Origin of the sequence: Halomonas organivorans, assembly GCF_014192055.1 — a bacterium.
In the GTDB taxonomy this organism is placed as follows: Bacteria; Pseudomonadota; Gammaproteobacteria; order Pseudomonadales; family Halomonadaceae; genus Halomonas; species Halomonas organivorans.
Genome location: NZ_JACHXM010000013.1, coordinates 1 through 18,398 on the forward strand (window position 1 = coordinate 1; position 18,398 = coordinate 18,398).

17 protein-coding genes are annotated in these 18,398 nt (G+C 64.8%); 12 read left to right on the plus strand and 5 right to left on the minus strand.

Features of this window, described 5'->3' with window-relative positions:
• Both FHR96_RS13085 and FHR96_RS13090 read left to right on the plus strand, forming a co-directional pair.
• Nucleotides 1-331 (plus strand): pyruvate kinase alpha/beta domain-containing protein (locus FHR96_RS13085; RefSeq protein WP_281378399.1); only part of this gene is annotated, 331 nt, incomplete at its 5' end.
• 176 nt (nucleotides 332-507) lie between these two features.
• Nucleotides 508-1,239 (plus strand): GntR family transcriptional regulator, encoded by a 732-nt coding sequence (locus tag FHR96_RS13090; RefSeq protein WP_183388134.1) that lies wholly within the window; start codon nucleotides 508-510, stop codon nucleotides 1,237-1,239.
• 117 nt (nucleotides 1,240-1,356) lie between these two features.
• Here the strand turns inward: FHR96_RS13090 and FHR96_RS13095 are convergent, their stop codons facing one another.
• The 3 genes from FHR96_RS13095 to FHR96_RS13105 form a co-directional block, all read right to left on the minus strand.
• Nucleotides 1,357-2,598: a nucleoside permease gene (locus tag FHR96_RS13095; protein ID WP_183388135.1), complete on the minus strand. Its 1,242-nt coding sequence runs from the start codon at nucleotides 2,596-2,598 to the stop codon at nucleotides 1,357-1,359.
• Nucleotides 2,599-2,664: 66 nt separating this feature from the next.
• Nucleotides 2,665-3,735, minus strand: a complete 1,071-nt coding sequence (locus tag FHR96_RS13100; RefSeq protein ID WP_183388136.1) for a sugar phosphate isomerase/epimerase family protein — start codon at nucleotides 3,733-3,735, stop codon at nucleotides 2,665-2,667.
• Nucleotides 3,736-3,748: 13 nt separating this feature from the next.
• The gene (locus tag FHR96_RS13105; protein ID WP_246392937.1) at nucleotides 3,749-4,909 is read right to left on the minus strand and encodes a Gfo/Idh/MocA family protein; all 1,161 of its coding nucleotides are present in this window, start codon (nucleotides 4,907-4,909) and stop codon (nucleotides 3,749-3,751) included.
• 318 nt (nucleotides 4,910-5,227) lie between these two features.
• Between FHR96_RS13105 and FHR96_RS13110 the strand changes: the two genes are divergently transcribed.
• From FHR96_RS13110 to FHR96_RS13150, 9 genes are all read left to right on the plus strand, one after another.
• The gene (locus tag FHR96_RS13110) at nucleotides 5,228-6,103 is read left to right on the plus strand and encodes a sugar phosphate isomerase/epimerase family protein (protein WP_183388137.1); all 876 of its coding nucleotides are present in this window, start codon (nucleotides 5,228-5,230) and stop codon (nucleotides 6,101-6,103) included.
• A gap of 54 nt (nucleotides 6,104-6,157) precedes the next feature.
• Nucleotides 6,158-7,846, plus strand: coding sequence for a GMC oxidoreductase (locus tag FHR96_RS13115; protein ID WP_183388138.1), 1,689 nt, complete (start codon nucleotides 6,158-6,160; stop codon nucleotides 7,844-7,846).
• Complete coding sequence (locus tag FHR96_RS13120; RefSeq protein WP_183388139.1) at nucleotides 7,843-8,442, plus strand: gluconate 2-dehydrogenase subunit 3 family protein; 600 nt, start codon at nucleotides 7,843-7,845, stop codon at nucleotides 8,440-8,442. The genes FHR96_RS13115 and FHR96_RS13120 overlap by 4 nt, the downstream gene beginning before the upstream one ends.
• Nucleotides 8,443-8,511: 69 nt before the next feature.
• Nucleotides 8,512-9,270, plus strand: coding sequence for a 3-keto-disaccharide hydrolase (locus FHR96_RS13125; protein ID WP_183388140.1), 759 nt, complete (start codon nucleotides 8,512-8,514; stop codon nucleotides 9,268-9,270).
• Between the two features lie 101 nt (nucleotides 9,271-9,371).
• Nucleotides 9,372-9,599, plus strand: coding sequence for a LacI family DNA-binding transcriptional regulator (locus FHR96_RS22690; RefSeq protein ID WP_246392938.1), 228 nt, complete (start codon nucleotides 9,372-9,374; stop codon nucleotides 9,597-9,599).
• A gap of 977 nt (nucleotides 9,600-10,576) precedes the next feature.
• A complete protein-coding gene (locus FHR96_RS13135) occupies nucleotides 10,577-11,896 on the plus strand; it encodes a M16 family metallopeptidase (protein ID WP_183388141.1) in 1,320 nt (439 codons plus the stop codon).
• On the plus strand, nucleotides 11,896-13,332 hold the full coding sequence (locus FHR96_RS13140) for a M16 family metallopeptidase (RefSeq protein ID WP_183388142.1): 1,437 nt from the start codon (nucleotides 11,896-11,898) through the stop codon (nucleotides 13,330-13,332). The genes FHR96_RS13135 and FHR96_RS13140 overlap by 1 nt, the downstream gene beginning before the upstream one ends.
• 289 nt (nucleotides 13,333-13,621) lie before the next feature.
• A complete protein-coding gene (locus tag FHR96_RS13145; protein ID WP_183388143.1) occupies nucleotides 13,622-14,626 on the plus strand; it encodes a LacI family DNA-binding transcriptional regulator in 1,005 nt (334 codons plus the stop codon).
• Nucleotides 14,627-14,704: 78 nt separating this feature from the next.
• Nucleotides 14,705-15,232 carry a DUF192 domain-containing protein gene (locus FHR96_RS13150; RefSeq protein WP_183388144.1) on the plus strand — a complete coding sequence of 176 codons (528 nt, stop codon included), beginning with the start codon at nucleotides 14,705-14,707 and terminating at the stop codon, nucleotides 15,230-15,232.
• Here FHR96_RS13150 and FHR96_RS13155 read toward each other — a convergent pair.
• Both FHR96_RS13155 and FHR96_RS13160 read right to left on the minus strand, forming a co-directional pair.
• On the minus strand, nucleotides 15,224-16,096 hold the full coding sequence (locus tag FHR96_RS13155; protein WP_183388145.1) for an EamA family transporter: 873 nt from the start codon (nucleotides 16,094-16,096) through the stop codon (nucleotides 15,224-15,226). The two genes, FHR96_RS13150 and FHR96_RS13155, sit on opposite strands and share 9 nt — an antisense overlap.
• Nucleotides 16,097-16,202: 106 nt before the next feature.
• A complete protein-coding gene (locus FHR96_RS13160) occupies nucleotides 16,203-16,967 on the minus strand; it encodes an outer membrane protein OmpK (protein ID WP_183388146.1) in 765 nt (254 codons plus the stop codon).
• Nucleotides 16,968-17,331: 364 nt separating this feature from the next.
• Here FHR96_RS13160 and FHR96_RS13165 point away from each other — a divergent pair, with 364 nt between their 5' ends.
• Entirely contained in the window at nucleotides 17,332-18,342 is a 1,011-nt protein-coding gene (locus FHR96_RS13165; protein WP_183388147.1) for a DctP family TRAP transporter solute-binding subunit, read from the plus strand.
• Nucleotides 18,343-18,398 lie beyond the last annotated feature (56 nt).

The window sequence follows — 18,398 nt, forward strand, 5'->3', positions numbered from 1 at the left end:
GGTGGCGGCCATCGCCTGCATGACGTCCACCGGCTACACGCCGCTGATCGCCTCGCGGATCCGCTCGGGGCTGCCGATCGTCGGGCTGGCCCACAACCCCGTCGCCCAGCGGCGCATGGCGTTGTATCGCGGGGTGATCTCGCTGCCCTTCGACACCAGCGAGATGGATGCCGCCGAACTCAACGACCGCGCCATGGCGCTGCTGGTGGAGCGTGCCATCGCCGAGCCGGGCGATCACGTCATCCTCACCCGCGGCGATCACATGAACGCCCACGGCGGCACCAACACCCTGAAGATCCTCGATGTGAACGAGAGCCATCGCGCCGGCTAGTGGTGTAAACCCACTTGGTTCGGCCTCGGTTCATTGCTCCGTTCGATGCCGTTGCTCGCTGACCCCGATCGTCGCTGACGGCCGGGGTCATTTTGTATACAATAATGAGATACCGCTGTAGCCAGCTATTCTGAAACATGCGACAGTTCGGCGAGACCATCAGGGAGAACCATGTCATGAGCCATGCCTGGCACGAGGAGATGCAGGCCGAGATCAAGGCCGGCGGACGCGTCAGCGACCGCGACATCGCCGACAAGGTGCGCCACGCGGTGCTGATGCAGCGCCTGCCGCCGGGCACCAAGCTGCCCGAGGTGACGTTGGGCGAGGTGTTCGGCGTCAGCCGGTCGGTGGTGCGCAAGGCCCTGACCCGGCTGGCCTCCGAACACGTCGTCGACCAGCGCCCCAATCAGGTGGCCCGGGTGCGAGCGCCGAGCATCGAGGAGACCCGCGAGACCTTCGAGGCCCGGCGCCTGGTGGAAGGTGAGGTGGTTGCGCTGCTGGCTGGCCGGCTGTCCGCGGAGACCCTGGACGCGCTCAAGGTCCAGGCGCGGGAGGAGAGCGAGGCCTATCGCCGCGGCGACGAGCCGGCGCGCATCGAGCATTCGCTGAACCTGCACCACCTGCTGGCCGAGCAGTCGCCCAATCGGGTGCTGGGCGGCATGCTCACCGATCTGGTGCTGCGCACGTCCATCGTGGTTGCCCTCTACAAGCGTTCGGGGCTGGCGTCCTGCTATCAGGACGGCCAGCACGACCGGCTGCTCGAGCACCTGGCGGACGGCGAAGCCGAGGCGTCCCGCCGGGCCATCCACGACCACCTTCATGGCCTGGAGTCGCTGCTCGACCTGAGCCCTCGTGAGGCGCGCATCGACCTGATGTCGATCCTGGGGCGTACCCCGGAACAGGCCTGAGCGGCGGCCGTTCGGTCATCGCCAGCGAGACGAGAAACGGCACCGCCGCGCCCCCGGAAGGAGGCGCGGCGGTGCCGTTGTCATTGGTGGCTCCGCCGGCGGCGGGGCGGGTCGGCGTCAGGCCCTGGAGGAAGCTGCCTCGGTGCCGGCCGAGGCGCGACGCTCGCGGAAGGCGATCAGGAACAGCACCAGCACTGCCAGGGCGAACGCCGCCGGGAACAGCCAGATGCCTTGCCAGTCGTGGCCGCCGCTGGCCAGGGTGTAATGGTCGGTGACCTGCCCGGCGATCCAGAAGCCGATCAGCATGCCGACCCCGTAGGTGGCCAGGGTGATCATGCCTTGGGCGGCGCTCTTGAACTGCTCGCCGGCCTTGGAATCGGTGTAGATCTGCCCGGTGACGAAGAAGAAGTCGTAGCAGATGCCGTGCAGGGCGATGCCCAGCAGCAGCATGTAGAGCTGCCCCTCGGCGTCGCCGAAGGCGAACAGCGCGTAGCGCAGCGCCCAGGCCAGCATGCCGATCAGCAGCGTCTTCTTGATGCCGAAGCGGCCGATGAACAGCGGCAGCAGCAGCATGAACAGCACCTCGGAGGCCTGTCCCAGGGTCATCTTGCCAGTGGGATTGGCCACGCCGACCTCGGCCAGGAAGGGATTGGCGTTCTGGTAGTAGAAGGCCAGCGGAATGCAGATCAGCACCGAGGCGGCGAAGAAGATTGCGTAGTTGCGGTCCTTGAGCAGCGACAGGGCGTCCAGGCCCAGCACCTCACGCAGGCCGACCCGGCCGCTGGCCTTGGGCGGCGTGGCGGGCAGGGTGAAGCTGTATATGCCGAGTGCCAGCGATGCGATCGCCCCCATCAGGAAGGTGTTACGCAGCAGGCCCTCGCCGATGCCGTCGGCAGAGTCCCAGGCGAATACGTAGCTGATGCCGAGGCCGGCGACGATCCAGCCGAGGGTGCCCCACACGCGGATGCGGGCGAACTCCGTGGCCGGGTTGCGCAGCTGGTGGAACGAGACCGAGTTCACCAGCGCAAGGGTCGGCATGTAGAGGATCATGTAGGCCAGCACCAGCGGATAGAAGGCCGCGAAGTCCTCGGCCAGGTAGAGCCCGACCATCAGCGCCGCGCCCAGCAGGTGCAGCACCCCGAGCAGGCGCTCGGCGCGGAAGTAGCGGTCGGCGATCAGGCCGATGATGAAGGGCGCGATGATCGCCCCCCAGGACTGGGTGGCGAAGGCCATCCCGATCTGGCCGCCGCTGGCTTCCAGGTTGCTGGCCAGGAAGGTGCCCAGGGTGACGAACCAGCCGCCCCAGATGAAGAACTGCAGGAACATCATCAGGCTGAGACGTGAGCGTAGCAGTGTCATGGCGTTTTCCTTGTTGTGAGGCTCGTTCTTATGAGTCTTGTGGCACGGCCCTGTCGGGGCGGCGCGCTAGCGCGCCAGCCCCAGGAGTCGGCGGTTGCGGGCCGGGCTGGCCTCGCGGCCGGCGAAGTCGTCGAAGGCGCGACCGGCGCGGGTGATCAGATGCTCGGCGATGAAGGGCGCACCCTCGGCGGCTCCCTGGGCGGCATCCTTCAGGCAGCACTCCCATTCGAGCACCGCCCAGCCGTCGTAGCCGTACCGGGTCAGGCGGCTGAAGATGCCCTTGAAGTCCACCTGGCCGTCGCCCAGCGAGCGGAAGCGTCCGGGGCGATCGACCCAGCCCTGGTAGCCGCCGTAGACGCCGCTGCGTGCGTCGGGGGTGAACTCGGCGTCCTTGACGTGGAACATGCCGATGCGCTCGTGGTAGCGGTCGATGAAGCCCAGATAGTCGAGCTGCTGCAGCAGCAGGTGGCTCGGGTCGTAGAGAATCCTGGCCCGCGGGTGATGATCCACGGCCTCGAGGAAGTGCTCGAAGGAAGCGCCGTCGTGCAGGTCCTCGCCGGGATGGATCTCATAGCACAGGTCGACCCCGGCCTCCTCGAAGGCGTCGAGTATCGGCCGCCAGCGCCGGCCGAGTTCGGCGAAGCCTTCCTCGACCAGCCCGGCGGGGCGCTGTGGCCAGGGATAGAAGAAGGGCCACAGCAGGGCGCCGGAGAAGGTGGCGTGGGCCTTGAGCCCGAGCCGCCGGCTGGCCTTCGCCGCCAGCTTGAGCTGGGCGATGGCCCACTCGGTGCGGGCTGCGGGATCGCCGTGCAGTTGGGCCGGGGCGAAGCCGTCGAACAGCTCGTCGAAGGCCGGGTGGACCGCCACCAGCTGGCCCTGCAGGTGGGTGGAGAGCTCGCTGATCTCGACGCCGGCCTCGGCGCAGCGATCCCTGAGTTCGTCGCAGTAGGCCTGGCTCTCGGCGGCGCGCTCGAGGTCGATGAAGCGCGGGTCGTGGGTCGGCAGCTGGATGCCGCGGTAGCCCTGGTCGGCGGCCCAGCGGGCGATGGCGTCGAGGCTGTCGAAGGGCGCCTCGTCGCCGATGAACTGGGCCAGGAAGATTGCCGGGCCGCGGATGCCGGAAGGCGTGTCGCTCATGAAAGGCTCCCGTTCAGTCGGTGGAGGGCAGGTCGGTCCAGCGGCTGCCGCCGGCCTGGCTTTGGGTGACCGCCTCGATGAAGGCCATGCCGCGCAGCCCCGAGGCCATGCCGGGCACGCCGGCGATGTCGCCGCGATCGCCGCGCCGGATGGCGGAGGCGGTGTCGCGATACAGGTTGCCCAGGGCCTCCAGGTAGCCTTCGGGGTGGCCGCCGGGCAGGCGCAGCCGCGCCATGACCGCGTCGACCAGCTCCGGCTGGTCGATGCCGCCGCGCAGCACGCGCATCGGCGCGCCGCGGGAGCGGTGGATCAGGCTGTTGGGCTCCATCTGATGCCACTCCAGGGCGCCGTCTTCGCCGTAGAGGCGCAGCTTCAGGGCGTTTTCCTCGCCGGTGCTGACCTGGCTGGCGATCAGGGTGCCGCTGGCGCCCTCGGCGGTGCGCAGCAGCACGTCGCCGTCATCGTCCAGCCGACGGCCGTCGACGTGGCTGCCGAGCGAGGCGCACAGCGACGCGACGCGCTGGCCGGAGACGAACTCGGCCAGGCCGAAGGCGTGGGTACCGATGTCGGCCATGCAGCCGCTGGGACCGGCCTGGGCCGGGTCGGTGCGCCAGCCGGCCTGCTTGTTGCCCTGGGTCTCGAGGGTCTCGCCGAGCCAGCCCTGGGGATACTCGACGTGGATCTTGCGTAGCCGGCCGAGCGTGCCGGCGGCGACCATGGCGCGGGCCTGCCACACCATCGGATAGCCCAGGTAGGTGTGGGCCAGGCCGTACAGGCCGCCGTGCTCGCGCCAGGTGGCGTCGAGGCCGCGGGCCTCGTCCAGCGACAGGGCGGCGGGCTTCTCGCAGAAGACGTGGAAGCCGGCGGCGAGGGCAGCGTCGGCGATCGGCACGTGAAGGTGGTTGGGGGTGACGATCACCAGCAGCTGCATGCGCTGGTCGGCGGGCAGGGCGCGTTCGGCGTTCAGCAGGCTCTGCCAGTCTGCGTACAGGCGCGATGCCGCTACGCCGCAGGCGGCGCCGGTGCGGGCGTTGTTGTCGGCATCGCGGCTGAAGGCGCCGCAGACCAGCTCGAAGTGGCCGTCGAGGTTAGCGGCGAGACGATGGACCTGGCCGATGAAGGCGCCTTCGCCGCCGCCGACCATGCCCAGGCGGACTCTCGGAGTAGGGGACATCGTTTGCTCCTGGATCGTGAGTGAACAAGCGTTATGTAACCGGTTACATTTATTGTTCTGAAAAATAGAGCACGGCGTCTGGATCGAGCAATGCGACCAAAGGCTATGCGGCCAATGTCTAGTCTTCGCGGGGAGAAGCGGGCATACGCCGCTGTGCCGGGGCTCGCAGGGCGATCGATGCTGTCGCGAGGGTAGTGATGGATGGGTTGCTCTATTGCGGCACGAAGGGTGATGACCTAAATAGTGTAACCGGTTACATGGCTGCTGGATGCGGTCATGGCTCGTCATCGAGCCCTCAACGACACGGAGACACGCCTCATGCACAACAACACGACACGCCCGCTCGCCGCCTTTCGCCGCCGCGCACTGCTCGCCTGCCTGGGGGCTGCCCTGGCGCCCCCGGGCCTGGCTTACGCCCAGGCACAGGACCAGGCGGTGGCCGCCCAGATGTACACCCTGCGCGACTTCGGCTCGCTGGAGAAGCAGTTCGCGGCCGTCGAGCGCGCCGGCATCGAATTGGTGGAACTGGTCGGCGACCAGGGCATCGAGGCCGACGAGATGAATGCCCTGCTGGCGCGCCACGATCTTGAGGTCGTCTCGAGCCACGTGCCCCTCGAGGATCTGCGCCATGATCTCGACCACGTCGTCGCCTTCCACCAGGCGATCGGCAACGACACCCTGGTGATTCCCTACCTGGCCGAGGATGCGCGCCCCGGCAGTGCCGAGGGCTGGCAGGCGCTCGGCGAGGAGATCGGCGGCCTGGCCAACCGACTCGCCGAGGACGACATGCGCCTGGCCTACCACAACCACGACTTCGAGATGCAGACCTTCGACGGCCGCACGGCGCTGGAAATCCTGATGGAGGCCGCCGGGCCCGAGGTGTTGGGCGAGGTCGACCTGGCCTGGGTGGCTCGCGGCGGCCGGGATCCGGCCGACTACCTCGAGCATTTCGACGGCCGGCTGTTTGCCGTGCACGCCAAGGACAATGCCCCGGCCGGTACCGCCGAGGATCAGCGCGGCTTCGCCATCGTCGGCCAGGGCGTCCTCGACTGGGACGAGATCCTGCCCGCCGCCCGCGAGGCCGGCGTCGAGGTCTACGTCATCGAACACGACCAGCCGAAGGATGCCCAGGCGGTGCTGACCGAGGGCCATCGATTCCTCAGTGAGGCACTGGTGTCGGCGGACGCCGAGTGACGCCGGCATAGGGTGAGGCGCGAACAGGACAGGCAAAGGACAAGGAGACCGATCGTGGCAGATCATCATTACGACGCCATCGTGGTGGGTTCGGGCATCAGCGGCGGCTGGGCCGCCAAGGAGCTCACCGAGAAGGGACTCAAGGTGCTGCTGCTGGAGCGCGGCCGCAACATCGAGCACATCAAGGACTACCACAACGCCCACAAGGAGGCCTGGGACTATCCGCACCGCGGCGAGCCGACCCGGCAGATGAAGGCGGACTACCCGGTGCTCAGCCGCGACTATCCGCTCAACGAGCAGACCCTGGGCATGTGGGCCGACGAGCAGGCCAATCCCTACGTCGAACGCCAGCGCTTCGACTGGTTCCGCGGCTATCACGTGGGCGGCCGCTCGCTGCTGTGGGGCCGCCAGAGTTACCGTTGGTCGCCGGCGGACTTCGAGGCCAACCAGCGCGAAGGCGTGGCCGTCGACTGGCCGATCCGCTACGAGGACCTGGCGCCCTGGTACGACTACGTCGAACGCTTCGCCGGCATCGCCGGGACCCGCGAGGGACTGGATATCCTGCCCGACGGTGAGTTCCTGCCGCCGATTCCGCTCAACCGGGTCGAGAAGGATGTGGCCGCGCGCCTCGAGCAATCCTTCGGCGGCCGCCGCCATCTCATCCACAGCCGGGTGGCCAACATCACCCAGCCCAAGCCGGAACAGAACCGGGTCAACTGCCAGTTCCGCAACAAGTGCTGGCTGGGCTGCCCCTACGGCGGCTATTTCAGCACCCAGTCGGCGACCCTGCCGGTGGCCATGGCCACCGGCAACCTGACCCTCAGGCCCTTCTCGATCGTTACCCAGGTGCTCTACGACAAGGACCGCGGCCGCGCCCGGGGCGTCGAGGTGCTGGACGCCGAGAACGGCCAGACCTACGAGTACACCGCCGACGTGGTGTTCCTCAACGCCTCCACCTTCAACTCCACCTGGGTGCTGATGAACTCGGCCACCGACGTCTGGCCGGGCGGGCTCGGCAGCAGCAGTGGGGAGCTCGGTCACAACGTCATGGACCACCACTTCCGCGCCGGCGCCAGCGGCGAGATCGAGGGCTATCGGGACACCTACTACTTCGGGAGACGCCCCGCGGGCTTCTACATTCCGCGCTTTCGTAACGTCGGCGACGACCGCCGCGACTACCTGCGCGGCTTCGGCTATCAGGGCTCGGCCAGTCGCGAGCGCTGGGATCGTGAGGTCGCCGAGGTCAGCCACGGCGCCGAGCTCAAGCAGGCGCTCAGCCAGCCGGGCGGCTGGAGCATCGGCATGACCGCTTTCGGGGAGATGCTGCCGCGACACGCCAACCGCATCTCGCTGGACCACGGCGTCACCGACGCCTGGGGGCTGCCGGTGCTGGCGATGGACGTCGGGCTTGGCGACAACGAGCGCGCCATGCGCCGCGACATGGTCCAGGACGCGGTGGACATGCTCGAGGCCGCCGGGGTGCAGAACGTGACGCCCGAGGAGGGCGACTACGCGCCGGGGATGGGCATCCACGAGATGGGCACCGCGCGCATGGGACGCGATCCCGCCACCTCGGTGCTCAACGCCCACAACCAGGTGTGGGACGCGCCCAACGTCTATGTCACCGACGGCGCCTGCATGACCTCGTCGTCCTGCGTCAATCCATCGCTGACCTACATGGCGCTGACTGCCCGTGCGGTCGACCACGCCGTGCGCGAGTTGAAGAGGGGGAACCTGGCATGAATCGCCGCGAACTGCTCAAGATGATCGCCGCCGCCACCGGCACCGCGCTGGTCGGCGGCCAGGCCCTGACGGCCTTCGCCAGCGGCCGGGCCGAGGCCGTGCTGACCGACGAGGACGTGCGCCTGCTGGATGAAGTGGCCGAGACCCTGCTACCGCGCACCGACACCCCTGGCGCCAAGGACGCCGAGGTCGGCGACTTCATGCGGGTGTTCGTGCGCGACTGCTATACCGCCGAGCAGCAGGCGCGGTTTCGCGACGGCATCGCCCGGGTCGAGGCGCACAGCCGTGCGGCCCACGGCGTCGGCTTCCTGGCCCTGGACGCGCCGCGCCGCGGCGAGGTCGTCGCCGCGCTGGACCGCGAGGCTCGGGCGCGGATGGAAAGCGAGGCTCGGGCGCGAATGGAAAGCGAGGCTCGGGCGCAGGTGGAGACGCAAAGCGAGCCCCAGGGCTTCACTCTGATCAAGCAGCTGACCCTGTTCGGCTTCTTCACCTCGAAGGTCGGCGCCACCGAGGTGCTGCGCTACGTGGCCGTGCCCGGCCACTATGACGGCAACCTTGCCTACGAGCCCGGCGAGCCGGCCTGGGCGACGACCTGAGCGCATCAGAGCCCACCCGAGTGCGGGCGGTCTCGCCCGCGCGTTTCACCTGCGATAGGGAGACATCCTATGTACAAGCGAGTTTCCACCGGCGTGCTGATGACCGGGCTGGCCGCCCTGGCGTCGACCGCTGCCCAGGCCGACGAGCTCAGCGACGCCGAGCGAGCGGCCAGAACGGAGGTCTGGGCGCCGGTGCCGCCGGTGGTGGCGGCGCCGGCCGGCGGGGTGCCGTCGGACGCGGTGGTGCTGTTCGATGGCACGGATCTGTCCGCCTGGGAAGGCGAGGAGGGCGGGCCGGCCGAGTGGCGGGTCGAGGACGGTGCCATGACGGTGGTGCCTGGCGCCGGCGGCATCCGCACCCGGGAGGCGTTCTGCGACGTCCAGCTGCACCTTGAATGGCGCACCCCGGCTGATATCGACGGTTTCGACGGCCAGGATCGCGGCAACAGCGGCGTCTTCCTGCAGCAGCGCTACGAGATCCAGGTGCTGGATTCCCACGACAATCCTACCTACGCCAATGGCCAGGCGGCCTCGATCTACAAGCAGCACATGCCGTTGGTCAATGCCTCCCGGGAGCCCGGCGAGTGGCAGAGTTACGACATCCTCTACACCGCGCCACGCTTCGACGATGGAGGCGAGCTGGACACGCCGGCCCACGTCACGGTGCTGCACAACGGCGTGCTGGTGCAGCATCACGCCACGATCCAGGGCACCACCGAGTGGATCGGGGCACCCTCCTACGACGAGGCCCACGGCTGCGCGCCGCTTTATCTCCAGGATCACGATGCGGCGGTGAGCTTTCGCAACATCTGGATAAGGGAGCTCTAGTCGGCGGTGGCCGCTGGACTCGGCAGGCGGATGCGATAAGCCGGAAAGCCCGCCGCGTCGCCCGTTTCGCGGCGCGATTGAACCAGTGAGACAAGGGACGCATGTCCAACATACGCAAGGTGGCCGAGTTGGCCGGGGTCTCCGTGGCCACGGTGTCGCGAACCCTCAAGTCGCCGGATATCGTGTCGCCGGCCACGCGCGACAAGGTGCTGCAAGCGGTCGAGACGGCGGGCTACCGGCCCAATCGGATAGCGGTGCAGTTCCGTTCGCTCGGCTTATCGTCAGTTATCCCTCACCTTGATGACGACTCCGGGCAAGGCCGGGAATAACCCTGACAGCCATCAGGCAACGCTGGCGCGTTGAAGCAGGTCGTTACGGGGAGCCGCTCGGTTCAAGACATCCGTTCGTTTCTCTGCAGCATGAGACAGCATGGTGGAGGCACTTTGCAGAACCTGTCAGTCAAGTCCTACGAGACTCGTCGAAGATCGCTTATTTAGCGTTTTCTTTCTTCTCTAGTAAAAGTTCGAGGTGTTGATCGGAAAATATATTAGTAAATTATTGAATGTTTATTATAGAAGTGCTAGCTTTTGTTTTCGTGTTTGGCTGTGGTGCTGAATAAAAATCTAAGCAATGTCTTGATGTTGTAGATCTCGTTTGTTCAAGGAAGAATGAAGGAGAGTGATAATGCATACCTGTTCTTACTGGCCTGGACCTCATGGGTTGAACTCGTTCCAAGTGCAAGGTGTGACCTCCGCCTGTCATGCTGATCAAGCTCATTTGATAAGCGCATCGAAATCTCGACATGAGTGTTACAGAGATGTTGTTGCTCCTTTTTGCGTAGAGACGTTCACTAGAAAAAACAACATAGAACACTTCCTGTTCAATGATGCTGAATATCAAGGAACGGATGTCGGGGAAGCTGTCTCTTGTGACCTTGAGGGAAATCAAAGTAATCCGCCGGCTAGTTTAATTAATGGAAGCTTTCGAGTCGAGGGCTCTCTGATTCCTTGCGCGCTAAACAGTGTATGCGCTATAGCGGCTTATTTCGCACCGCGAGGTGATGTTGCGGAGGGACGCGAGGCCTGTGCCTTTATAGCCGAACGGCTTCTCATTGGCTGCGTTGGGCTGCATAAGCAGGAGATTGTGATTAAGGTCTTTTTGGCAAGGCTGTTTGTGGTTATTCCTCGGTGCTGATTTATCAATGTCGCCCTTTGGGAACCGGATACCCGATGGCTGAGGGGATTCATCTCCTGGTTTTTATGGTGATATTCTGGATGTCTTATTGGCTGATTGACAGGTATGTGGAATGATGGCTGGCTACAGAAAGTTTTGGTCATGTTTCCATTGGTTGCCAGGAGTGGCCGCAGGCATCGTCTTTTTCATGATCGTCTGGCTCCTCGTGGACAGCGTTGGGGGGCAGGAGCATGACGTCTATGTCCAACGTACCGATGCGCGGGAGGTTCAGGTCCACGTCATTGTTGGTCATGGCCATCCAGCTCCTGGGTTGGCTCATTATGTCGAGCATCTCGCTTGGCTGAATACAGTCGGTGGCAAACAGCGAAGCGCTGATCGGCACTCCAATGCCTGGACGAATCGCTATGCTGCCGGTTATTGGCTGTCCGGTAAGCCTGACGATCTGGAAGATATACTGCAAAACCTGTCTGGCCTTTTTCACCCTTTGGGGATTCCTGCTGAATTTGCTGAAGAAGAGCGCGATATCATCCTGCGTGAATACGAGCATCAAACCGTCAATAAACCGGATGCACAAGCGGCAGAAGCGATGAATGCGTTCCTCTATGCTGGTAATTCCATTGCATCTTCGGTGATTGGTACACCGGGCGATATCAGGGCGCTGGATTACGATGAGGCTCGGGCGCTGCACGAGGCTACGCATCAACCGGATAATGCCACTCTGGTGGTGGTCGGCGATGTAAGCGAGCGGCAGGTTAGCCGAGCATTGCAAAAAGTTGACTGGCCTGGGCTGGAAAAAGAGAATACTGATATCGTGCCGCCAACCTTTGAACTGGCCCCGCCTGCCAAGGCGATGCTGCGCTATCCCCAGGCGGATGCATCTCCGCGCTTGACATTTCGAAGAGTGGTTGAGCTGCCCGAGCCTGTGCAATTTGACCTGCTTGAGGCGCATGCAACGCTGTTGCGGGATATCCTCGATACCAACCTACCGGGGGGATTAGCTGGCCCCTTGCGCTTCGATGCCTCGATCGCACGCCGTTTTGATATACAAATCTGGCCAATCGACGAGCGTCATGTTGAGCTAAGCTTTACTGCCGCACCAGACCGTGAGGCGTCACTTTCCTATGTGCGAGTCGCCTTTGAGGAAAAGCTTGCTGAGATCGCCGCCTCAGGAATTCCTGAGGAGACCTACCACCGCGTTTTCAGCCGCTTTGAGCATTTCTGGCCTGACTGGGATGACAGCGATGAAAGTGCACGCTGGATGGCTGGCTATGTTCTCGACCGAGTCTCCGCACTTCGCAAACCGCTACAAGTCTCTGACGTGAAGCGCCTCCAGCACAACCTTTCGTACCAAACGATCAATACCTTACTCAACGAAATAGCCGGGGAAGGGCGAACCGCCGCTGCCTTCATCGGCCCTGAGGAGAGATTCTAATGATTCGATGGATCCTGCCGGCTGCCGTGATTGTCAGCCTAGCTGCCTGCTCTTCGGAAGTCAGCAATGAAGGCACTCCTACTGCCAGCAGCGAACTCAGCCCTGGTGGGATTTCCTACACCTTGATTCATGTGCCTGAAGATGATGTTGCCATTCATGTTGCTTGGCCTACCGACTGGGCTTACCGCGAAGATACCAATAAGGCGGCGCCGCTGGTGGGTGCCGAATTGATGCTTGCCGGTGGTGCTCAGGGGTATCCGGCGGGTGATGTCGGTGAGCGTTGGGCCGACTTGAATGCAGGTGGGAATCTCTATGGTGTGGCTAGCGACCATATCGTAGGTGAATTGGTCTTTGAGCGTGAGGACATCAGCGAAGTGGTCGAGATTGCCAATGCCCACTTGCGTGAGCCTTTGTTGGGGCAGACATGGTTGAACCGAATAAGCGATGGCGTCGAGCAGAGCGTCAATGAAGAACGTTCGCAACCTGCGGCTGCTGGTTTTGAGGCAGTTCGCTGGACGGTGCTTGGTGAGCAGCCTTTGCGTAATGCGTTGTCTCTACAGGGAGGGAATGCATTTGAAGCGCTTTCACGAGATGACATCCTGGCTTGGCATGCCGAGACGTTTACTCGTACCCCTGAAGCGGTCACGGTGGCGGGCGACATAGATGCTGAGGCAGCGGGTCAAGCGCTCGATTCATTACTCAAAGGGTTGCCGGAGAAGGGGCGGAGTTTGGCAAGGGGGGTTAAAACGGATTTCAAGCCGCGACGTATCCTGCTTCATATGCCCGAAGCTGAAGTTTCAAGCCTTGCCTTTGTGGCGCCAGTTCCACCCACCCGGCTAGGCGGGGAGATTGAAGATGCATTGTTGATCGATGCACTTGGAGGAGACGATCAAAGTGTCTTGTTCAATGCGATGCGAACACATCTTCGTGCCAGCTATGCGTTTGGAGCAGGAATGGATAATTTGACTGGTGATCACCGAGTGATGTCCATGGCGGGGGAGGTCGATACGAGCAAGATCGCTGAAGCCGAGAGCGTCGTTCGCGAGGCGTATAGGAAGTTTCGGAAGACCGGGATGGAGGGCGATATTGTCGAACGAAAAGTACCATTGGAAGCGTATTTTTCTGAGATCAATGACCATGTGATGGACCTTGCGCGTGTCGAGTTACAGAGCTCGCTTGACGGTGGTGATCCTGGCCGCGTGCTAAGGATTATGGACGAGATTGAAGCGGTAACCGACGTTTCCTTGAATGAGCGGTTGAAAGATGCCTTCCCCGAGATGGATGAATTCACCGTCATAGCGGTATCGCCAGAGGCCGATTCCTTGCCTGATGCCTGTGTCATCACAACACCACGTGAGGCAGTTGACTGCTTGTACAGTGATGGTGTGTACAGTGATGGTTATCATCCGACTCAGGCCCGCGTGGGGGCGCTATAGTCAAGCAGTGTTTTCTGGTGCCTCCGATCATGAAGTAGGGCACCATGAGGGAGCGCTATGGTCACCTCGCTTTCAGTAGCCAACGGTCAGGGACATGCCATCACACCTCAGCCCGTACAGTGCGTCGACGCTGCGGAGTTGGCCTGCCTACCCAACAGGCGAGGTTCGCGACATTGGGGCACGACACGGGATAGCTGTGTGCTGGACGCAAAAGCCGGATGCGATAAGCTGTAATGCCCGCCGCGTTGCCCGTTTCGCGGCGCGATTGAACCAGTAAGACAGGGGACGCATGTCCAACATACGCAAGGTGGCCGAGTTGGCCGGGGTCTCCGTGGCCACGGTGTCGCGAACCCTCAAGTCGCCGGATATCGTGTCGCCGGCCACGCGCGACAAGGTGCTGCAAGCGGTCGAGACGGCGGGCTACCGGCCCAATCGGATGGCGGTGCAGTTCCGTTCGCGGCGTAGCCACAACCTGGCGGTGCTGGTGCCGACCATTGCCAACACCTTCTTCGCCCGGGTCATCGCCGGGATCCAGCAGGCGGCTCGGGAACAGGGCTATGGCGTGCTGCTGTGCAATACGCTGGGCCGCGAGGAGGAAGAGCTCCAGTATGCGGGCATGGTTGCCGCCCGCCAGGCCGACGGCATCATCCAACTGCGCGCCTTCAATCCCTTTCCCGAGGATGCCGTCGAGCCGGGGCAGGCATTGCCGATGGTCAACGCCTGCGAAGTGCTCGACGACGCGCCCTGTCCGACGGTGAAGATCGACAATCGAGCGGCGGCGCGCACTCTCACCGAGCACCTCATCGCGCTGGGTCACCGACGTATCGCCATGATCCAGGGCCCCCGGCGCAGCCCGCTGACCCGCGATCGCGTGGCGGGGTACCGAGACGCCCTGGAGGCCGCCGGCATCGTGCCCGACGATGCGCTGCTGTGTCCCGGCGATTTCACCCCAAGGGCCGGGCACGAGGCGGTGACGACCCTGCTGGACCGGACGGTGCGCCCCACGGCGATCTTCTGCGAGAGCGACGAGATGGCCATCGGCGCGATCAGTCGCCTCAAGCAGGCCGGGCTGTCGGTGCCCGATGACGTCTCCGTGGCCGGGTTCGATGATATCGCCTTCGCCCGCTACAGCGATCCACCCCTGACCACCGTCGCCCAGCCCGCCGAGGCCTTCGGTCGCCGTGCGGTCGACATGCTGATCGATATCCTGGAGGCGCGCGGGCAGGGCGCCTCGCATGTCGTGCTGCCCTACGAGCTGGTGATTCGGGACAGCACGGCCGCTCCCCGTGCCTGACGAAGGCGCCGTATCCCCATGGACCCGAGGCGTCGTCTATCCTGCCGACACGCCTCGCCGCTGAACGAGAGAACCGTCATGAACCAGACCCGACGCCGACTGCTCCAGGCCCTGGCGCTGCTGCCATTCGCCATGCTCGGAGGCCGTGAACTCCTGGCCCAGGAGCCGCGCCTGTCGCGGGTGCCGCTGATCCTGCACGGCGAGGCAGGGCCGCAGCGCATGACCGTGGAGGTGGCGCGCAGCCTGGCCGAGCGCGGCCGTGGGCTGATGGAGCGCGAGCAGCTGGCGGAAGACGCCGGCATGCTGTTCCTCTATGACCGGATACAGCCGTCGCGCAACGGCTTCTGGATGTACCAGACCCTCATTCCGCTGGATATCGCCTTCATCGACGATACCGGGCGTATCCTCGAGATCCACCGCATGGCGCCCTGCGACTCGGCCTCGGCCCAGGACTGCCCGGTGACCCGCCCGAGCGCTTCCTATCGAGCGGCACTGGAGGTCAACGCCGGCTACTTCGAGGCGCGGGGAATCGTGCCCGGCGACTGCGTCAGCTGGCCCGGCGACGGCGGGTTGTGCGTTGCGGTGGAATCTGACACGTCAGGATGACGTGTCGGGGGCTTTGCGGCGGCTACCGATACGCAGCACGATCAGCGCGATGCCGGCCACCACCAGGCTGCCGCCGATCAGCTTGTTGGGGCCCAGCGGGTCGCCCAGCAGCAGCATGCCGAGCCCCACCGCCAGCACCGGCATCAGCAGCACCAGCGGCACCACTCGGTTGACCGGATGGCGGCGCAGCAGGCCGTACCAGATCCCGTAGGCGACGATCGACGACATCACCGCCGTATACAGGACCGCCCCCCAGCCGCGCCAGCCCGCCTCGGCCAGGGCGGCCCAGTGGTCATGCTCGAACCACCAGGAGCCCAGTGCCACCTGGGGCGTGGCGAACAGCGCCACCCAGCCGGCCAACGCCATGGGCGGCACCTTGGGACCCTGCTTGATCAGCAGCTGGGAGACCGCCCAGGCCAGTGCGCTGAGCAGCAGCAGGGTGGTAGGCAGCGGGGCAGGCAGCGTCGGGCCGCCGGCCAGCACCACCACGCCGGCAAACGACAGCAGTAGCCCCGCCAGGCGTCGAGCCCCCAGCTTTTCCTTGAGGAAGATCACCGCCAGCAGGGTGGCGAACGGTGTGCCCATCTGCACCAGGATCGCGCCGGTGCCGGCCTCGGCCTGGCCCAGGCCGATGAACAGCATGGCGAAATGCAGGGTACCGAAGGTCACCGACAGCAGTGCCAGGAAAGGCAGCTGATGGCGATGGACCGGGTGGAAGGGAACCAGCAGGGCGGCCACCAGGGCAAAGCGCAGGGTGGTCAGCAGCAGGGGGGGCAGCTCCGTCACCCCGAGCTTGATGACGATGATGTTGAGCGCCCAGATGACGATGACGCCCAGTCCCAGGGCCAGGTCCTTGAGTGGCACGGCTCTTCCTTGATCGGTCGTGGAATGAAGCCGCAGCTTAGCAGAAGTCCCTGGCCCGGGGGCGAGGCCGGGGAGCGACTCGCCCGGCCGGTCATTCATCGCGCTATCAGAAGGTCCAGCGGATCATGGCCTGCGGCAGCGACTCGTCGGTGTCCTCGAGGCCGAACTTGTTCTGCCAGTACTGATACTCGAGGCCGACGCCGAGATTGTCGGTGGCATGCCAGACCAGCTGCGGCTGGGTGAGCAGTTGGGCCTCGAGGTCGCCCTCCTCGGTGATGTAGTCGACGAACCCCTCGAAGGTGAAGGCGGCGCCGCCCAGGCTGAAGGGCGCGTTCCAGGCCGCAGTGTACTGTGCCGAGCTGCCCTCGGCGGCGGCGCTCTCGTCGTTGCGGTAGAAGGCGTACACCTTGAAGAAGCTGAAGCCGGGCATGGCCAGGTCGGCGGAGAGGCCGGCCATGTGGGTGGTCTTGCGGGTGGAAGAGTTGCGGTCGATGTCCAGCTGACCGGTCACGTAGAGCCCCGTCACCGGGCCGAAGGAGAGGTCCAGGCCGGTGGCCTTGCCGATGTTGCCGCGCAGGTTCCACTCGGCGTGGACGCTGCCGTGGTCCTGCTCGTCCTCGCTGCCCTGGTCCAGGTTGGTGATGTCGGCGAAGAAGAAGCTGTCGCCGTAGGTCCATCCGGAAGCGTTGGCGACGGTCAGGATGGCGTGCTTTTCGTTGTCGATATCGAAGCCGGCGTCGGCGGTGTCCTCGTAGTCCCAGCCGTAGAGGGTCTCGACCTTGGTCGTGCTGTAGATCGCGGCGCTGGCGCCCTGGGCGGCGAGCAGCGAGGCGGCGGCGGTGGCGATGGCGAGTTGGGTCCTGGTAGGCATCCGAAGTCTCCGTTGTTGGCTGTTGTCGTGGGAGCGGGTCGATGCGTCGAGCGTCCAGCCGCGTGACGGGCCCTGGCACTGTCTGGGCGGGGATTGCCCGCGAGGGGCGGATGGACGACATCGAAGCTTGTTGTTGTATCCAGTTATCTCAGTTTCTGGATGTCTTTATTGAGGACAATGCTTGGATACAGTTATAAACATCTATGTGAACTTCATCAACATAGTTTGTATACATTTTGTGTCGGGCAGGCCGCGGTGGGGGCGGCGTCACTTGTCGGGGCGGGTGACTTGCAGGCATATTTGAAGGTTGCGAATAACCGATAACGCCGATAGCCGCTCGCCATGCGGCCTACAAGGACACGCCATGCCCACGACCCGCCCCATCGCCCGACTCGTCGCCACCCTGGCCGGTGCCGCCCTGCTGACCTCGGCGCTCTCCGCCCAGGCGCGCGAGCTCTCCGTCTCCACCGTGCTGTCCGATGCCTTTCCCTGGGGCCAGGCCGCCCAGAAGTGGGCCGACCTGGTGGCCGAGCGCTCCGACGGTGAACTGACCCTGCGCGTCTATCCCAACGCCCAACTGGTCAGCGGCGACCAGACCCGCGAGTTCTCCGCCATGCGCTCTGGCCTGATCGACCTGGCGGTGGGCTCGACCATCAACTGGTCGCCGCAGGTGCCGGCGCTCAACCTCTTTTCGCTGCCGTTCTTCCTGCCCGACGAGGCCGCCGTGGATGCGGTGACCGGCGGCGAAGCCGGCGAGATGATCTTCTCGGCCATCGAGGACAAGGGCGTGGTGCCCCTGGCCTGGGGCGAGAACGGCTTTCGTCAGCTGTCGAACTCCAGCGGCGACATCGACGAGCCGGCCGACCTCGAGGGCCTGAAGATTCGTGTCGTGGGCTCGCCGCTGTTCCAGGACACCTTCACCGCTCTCGGCGCCAATCCCACCCAGATGAGCTGGGCCGACGCCAAGCCGGCGCTGACCACCGGCGCCGTGGACGGCCAGGAGAATCCGCTGTCGGTGTTCGACGTGGCGCGCATCGACCAGGTCGGGCAGACCCACCTGACGCTGTGGAACTACATGAATGACCCGCTGGTGTTCGCCTCCAACCGCCAGGTGTGGGGCTCGCTGACCGAAGAGCAGCGCGAGATGCTGCGCGAGACCGCCATCGAGGCAGGCGCCTGGGAGATCGCCAAGACCCGCGAGGAACAGGCCGGTCGGCTGGAGGCGATTCGCGAGCGCGGCGTGACCGTCACCGAGCTGGACGACAGCCAGTACCAGGCCTTCGTCGAGGCGACCGATAGCGTCCACGAGAAGTGGGTGCCGCGCATCGGCGAGGAGATCGTCGAGGCCGCCCGCGGCGACATCGACGCGCCCTGAGGGGCTCGCCACTCCGTGAGACGTCGCCCGGCTTCGGCCGGGCGACGTCGTGTATT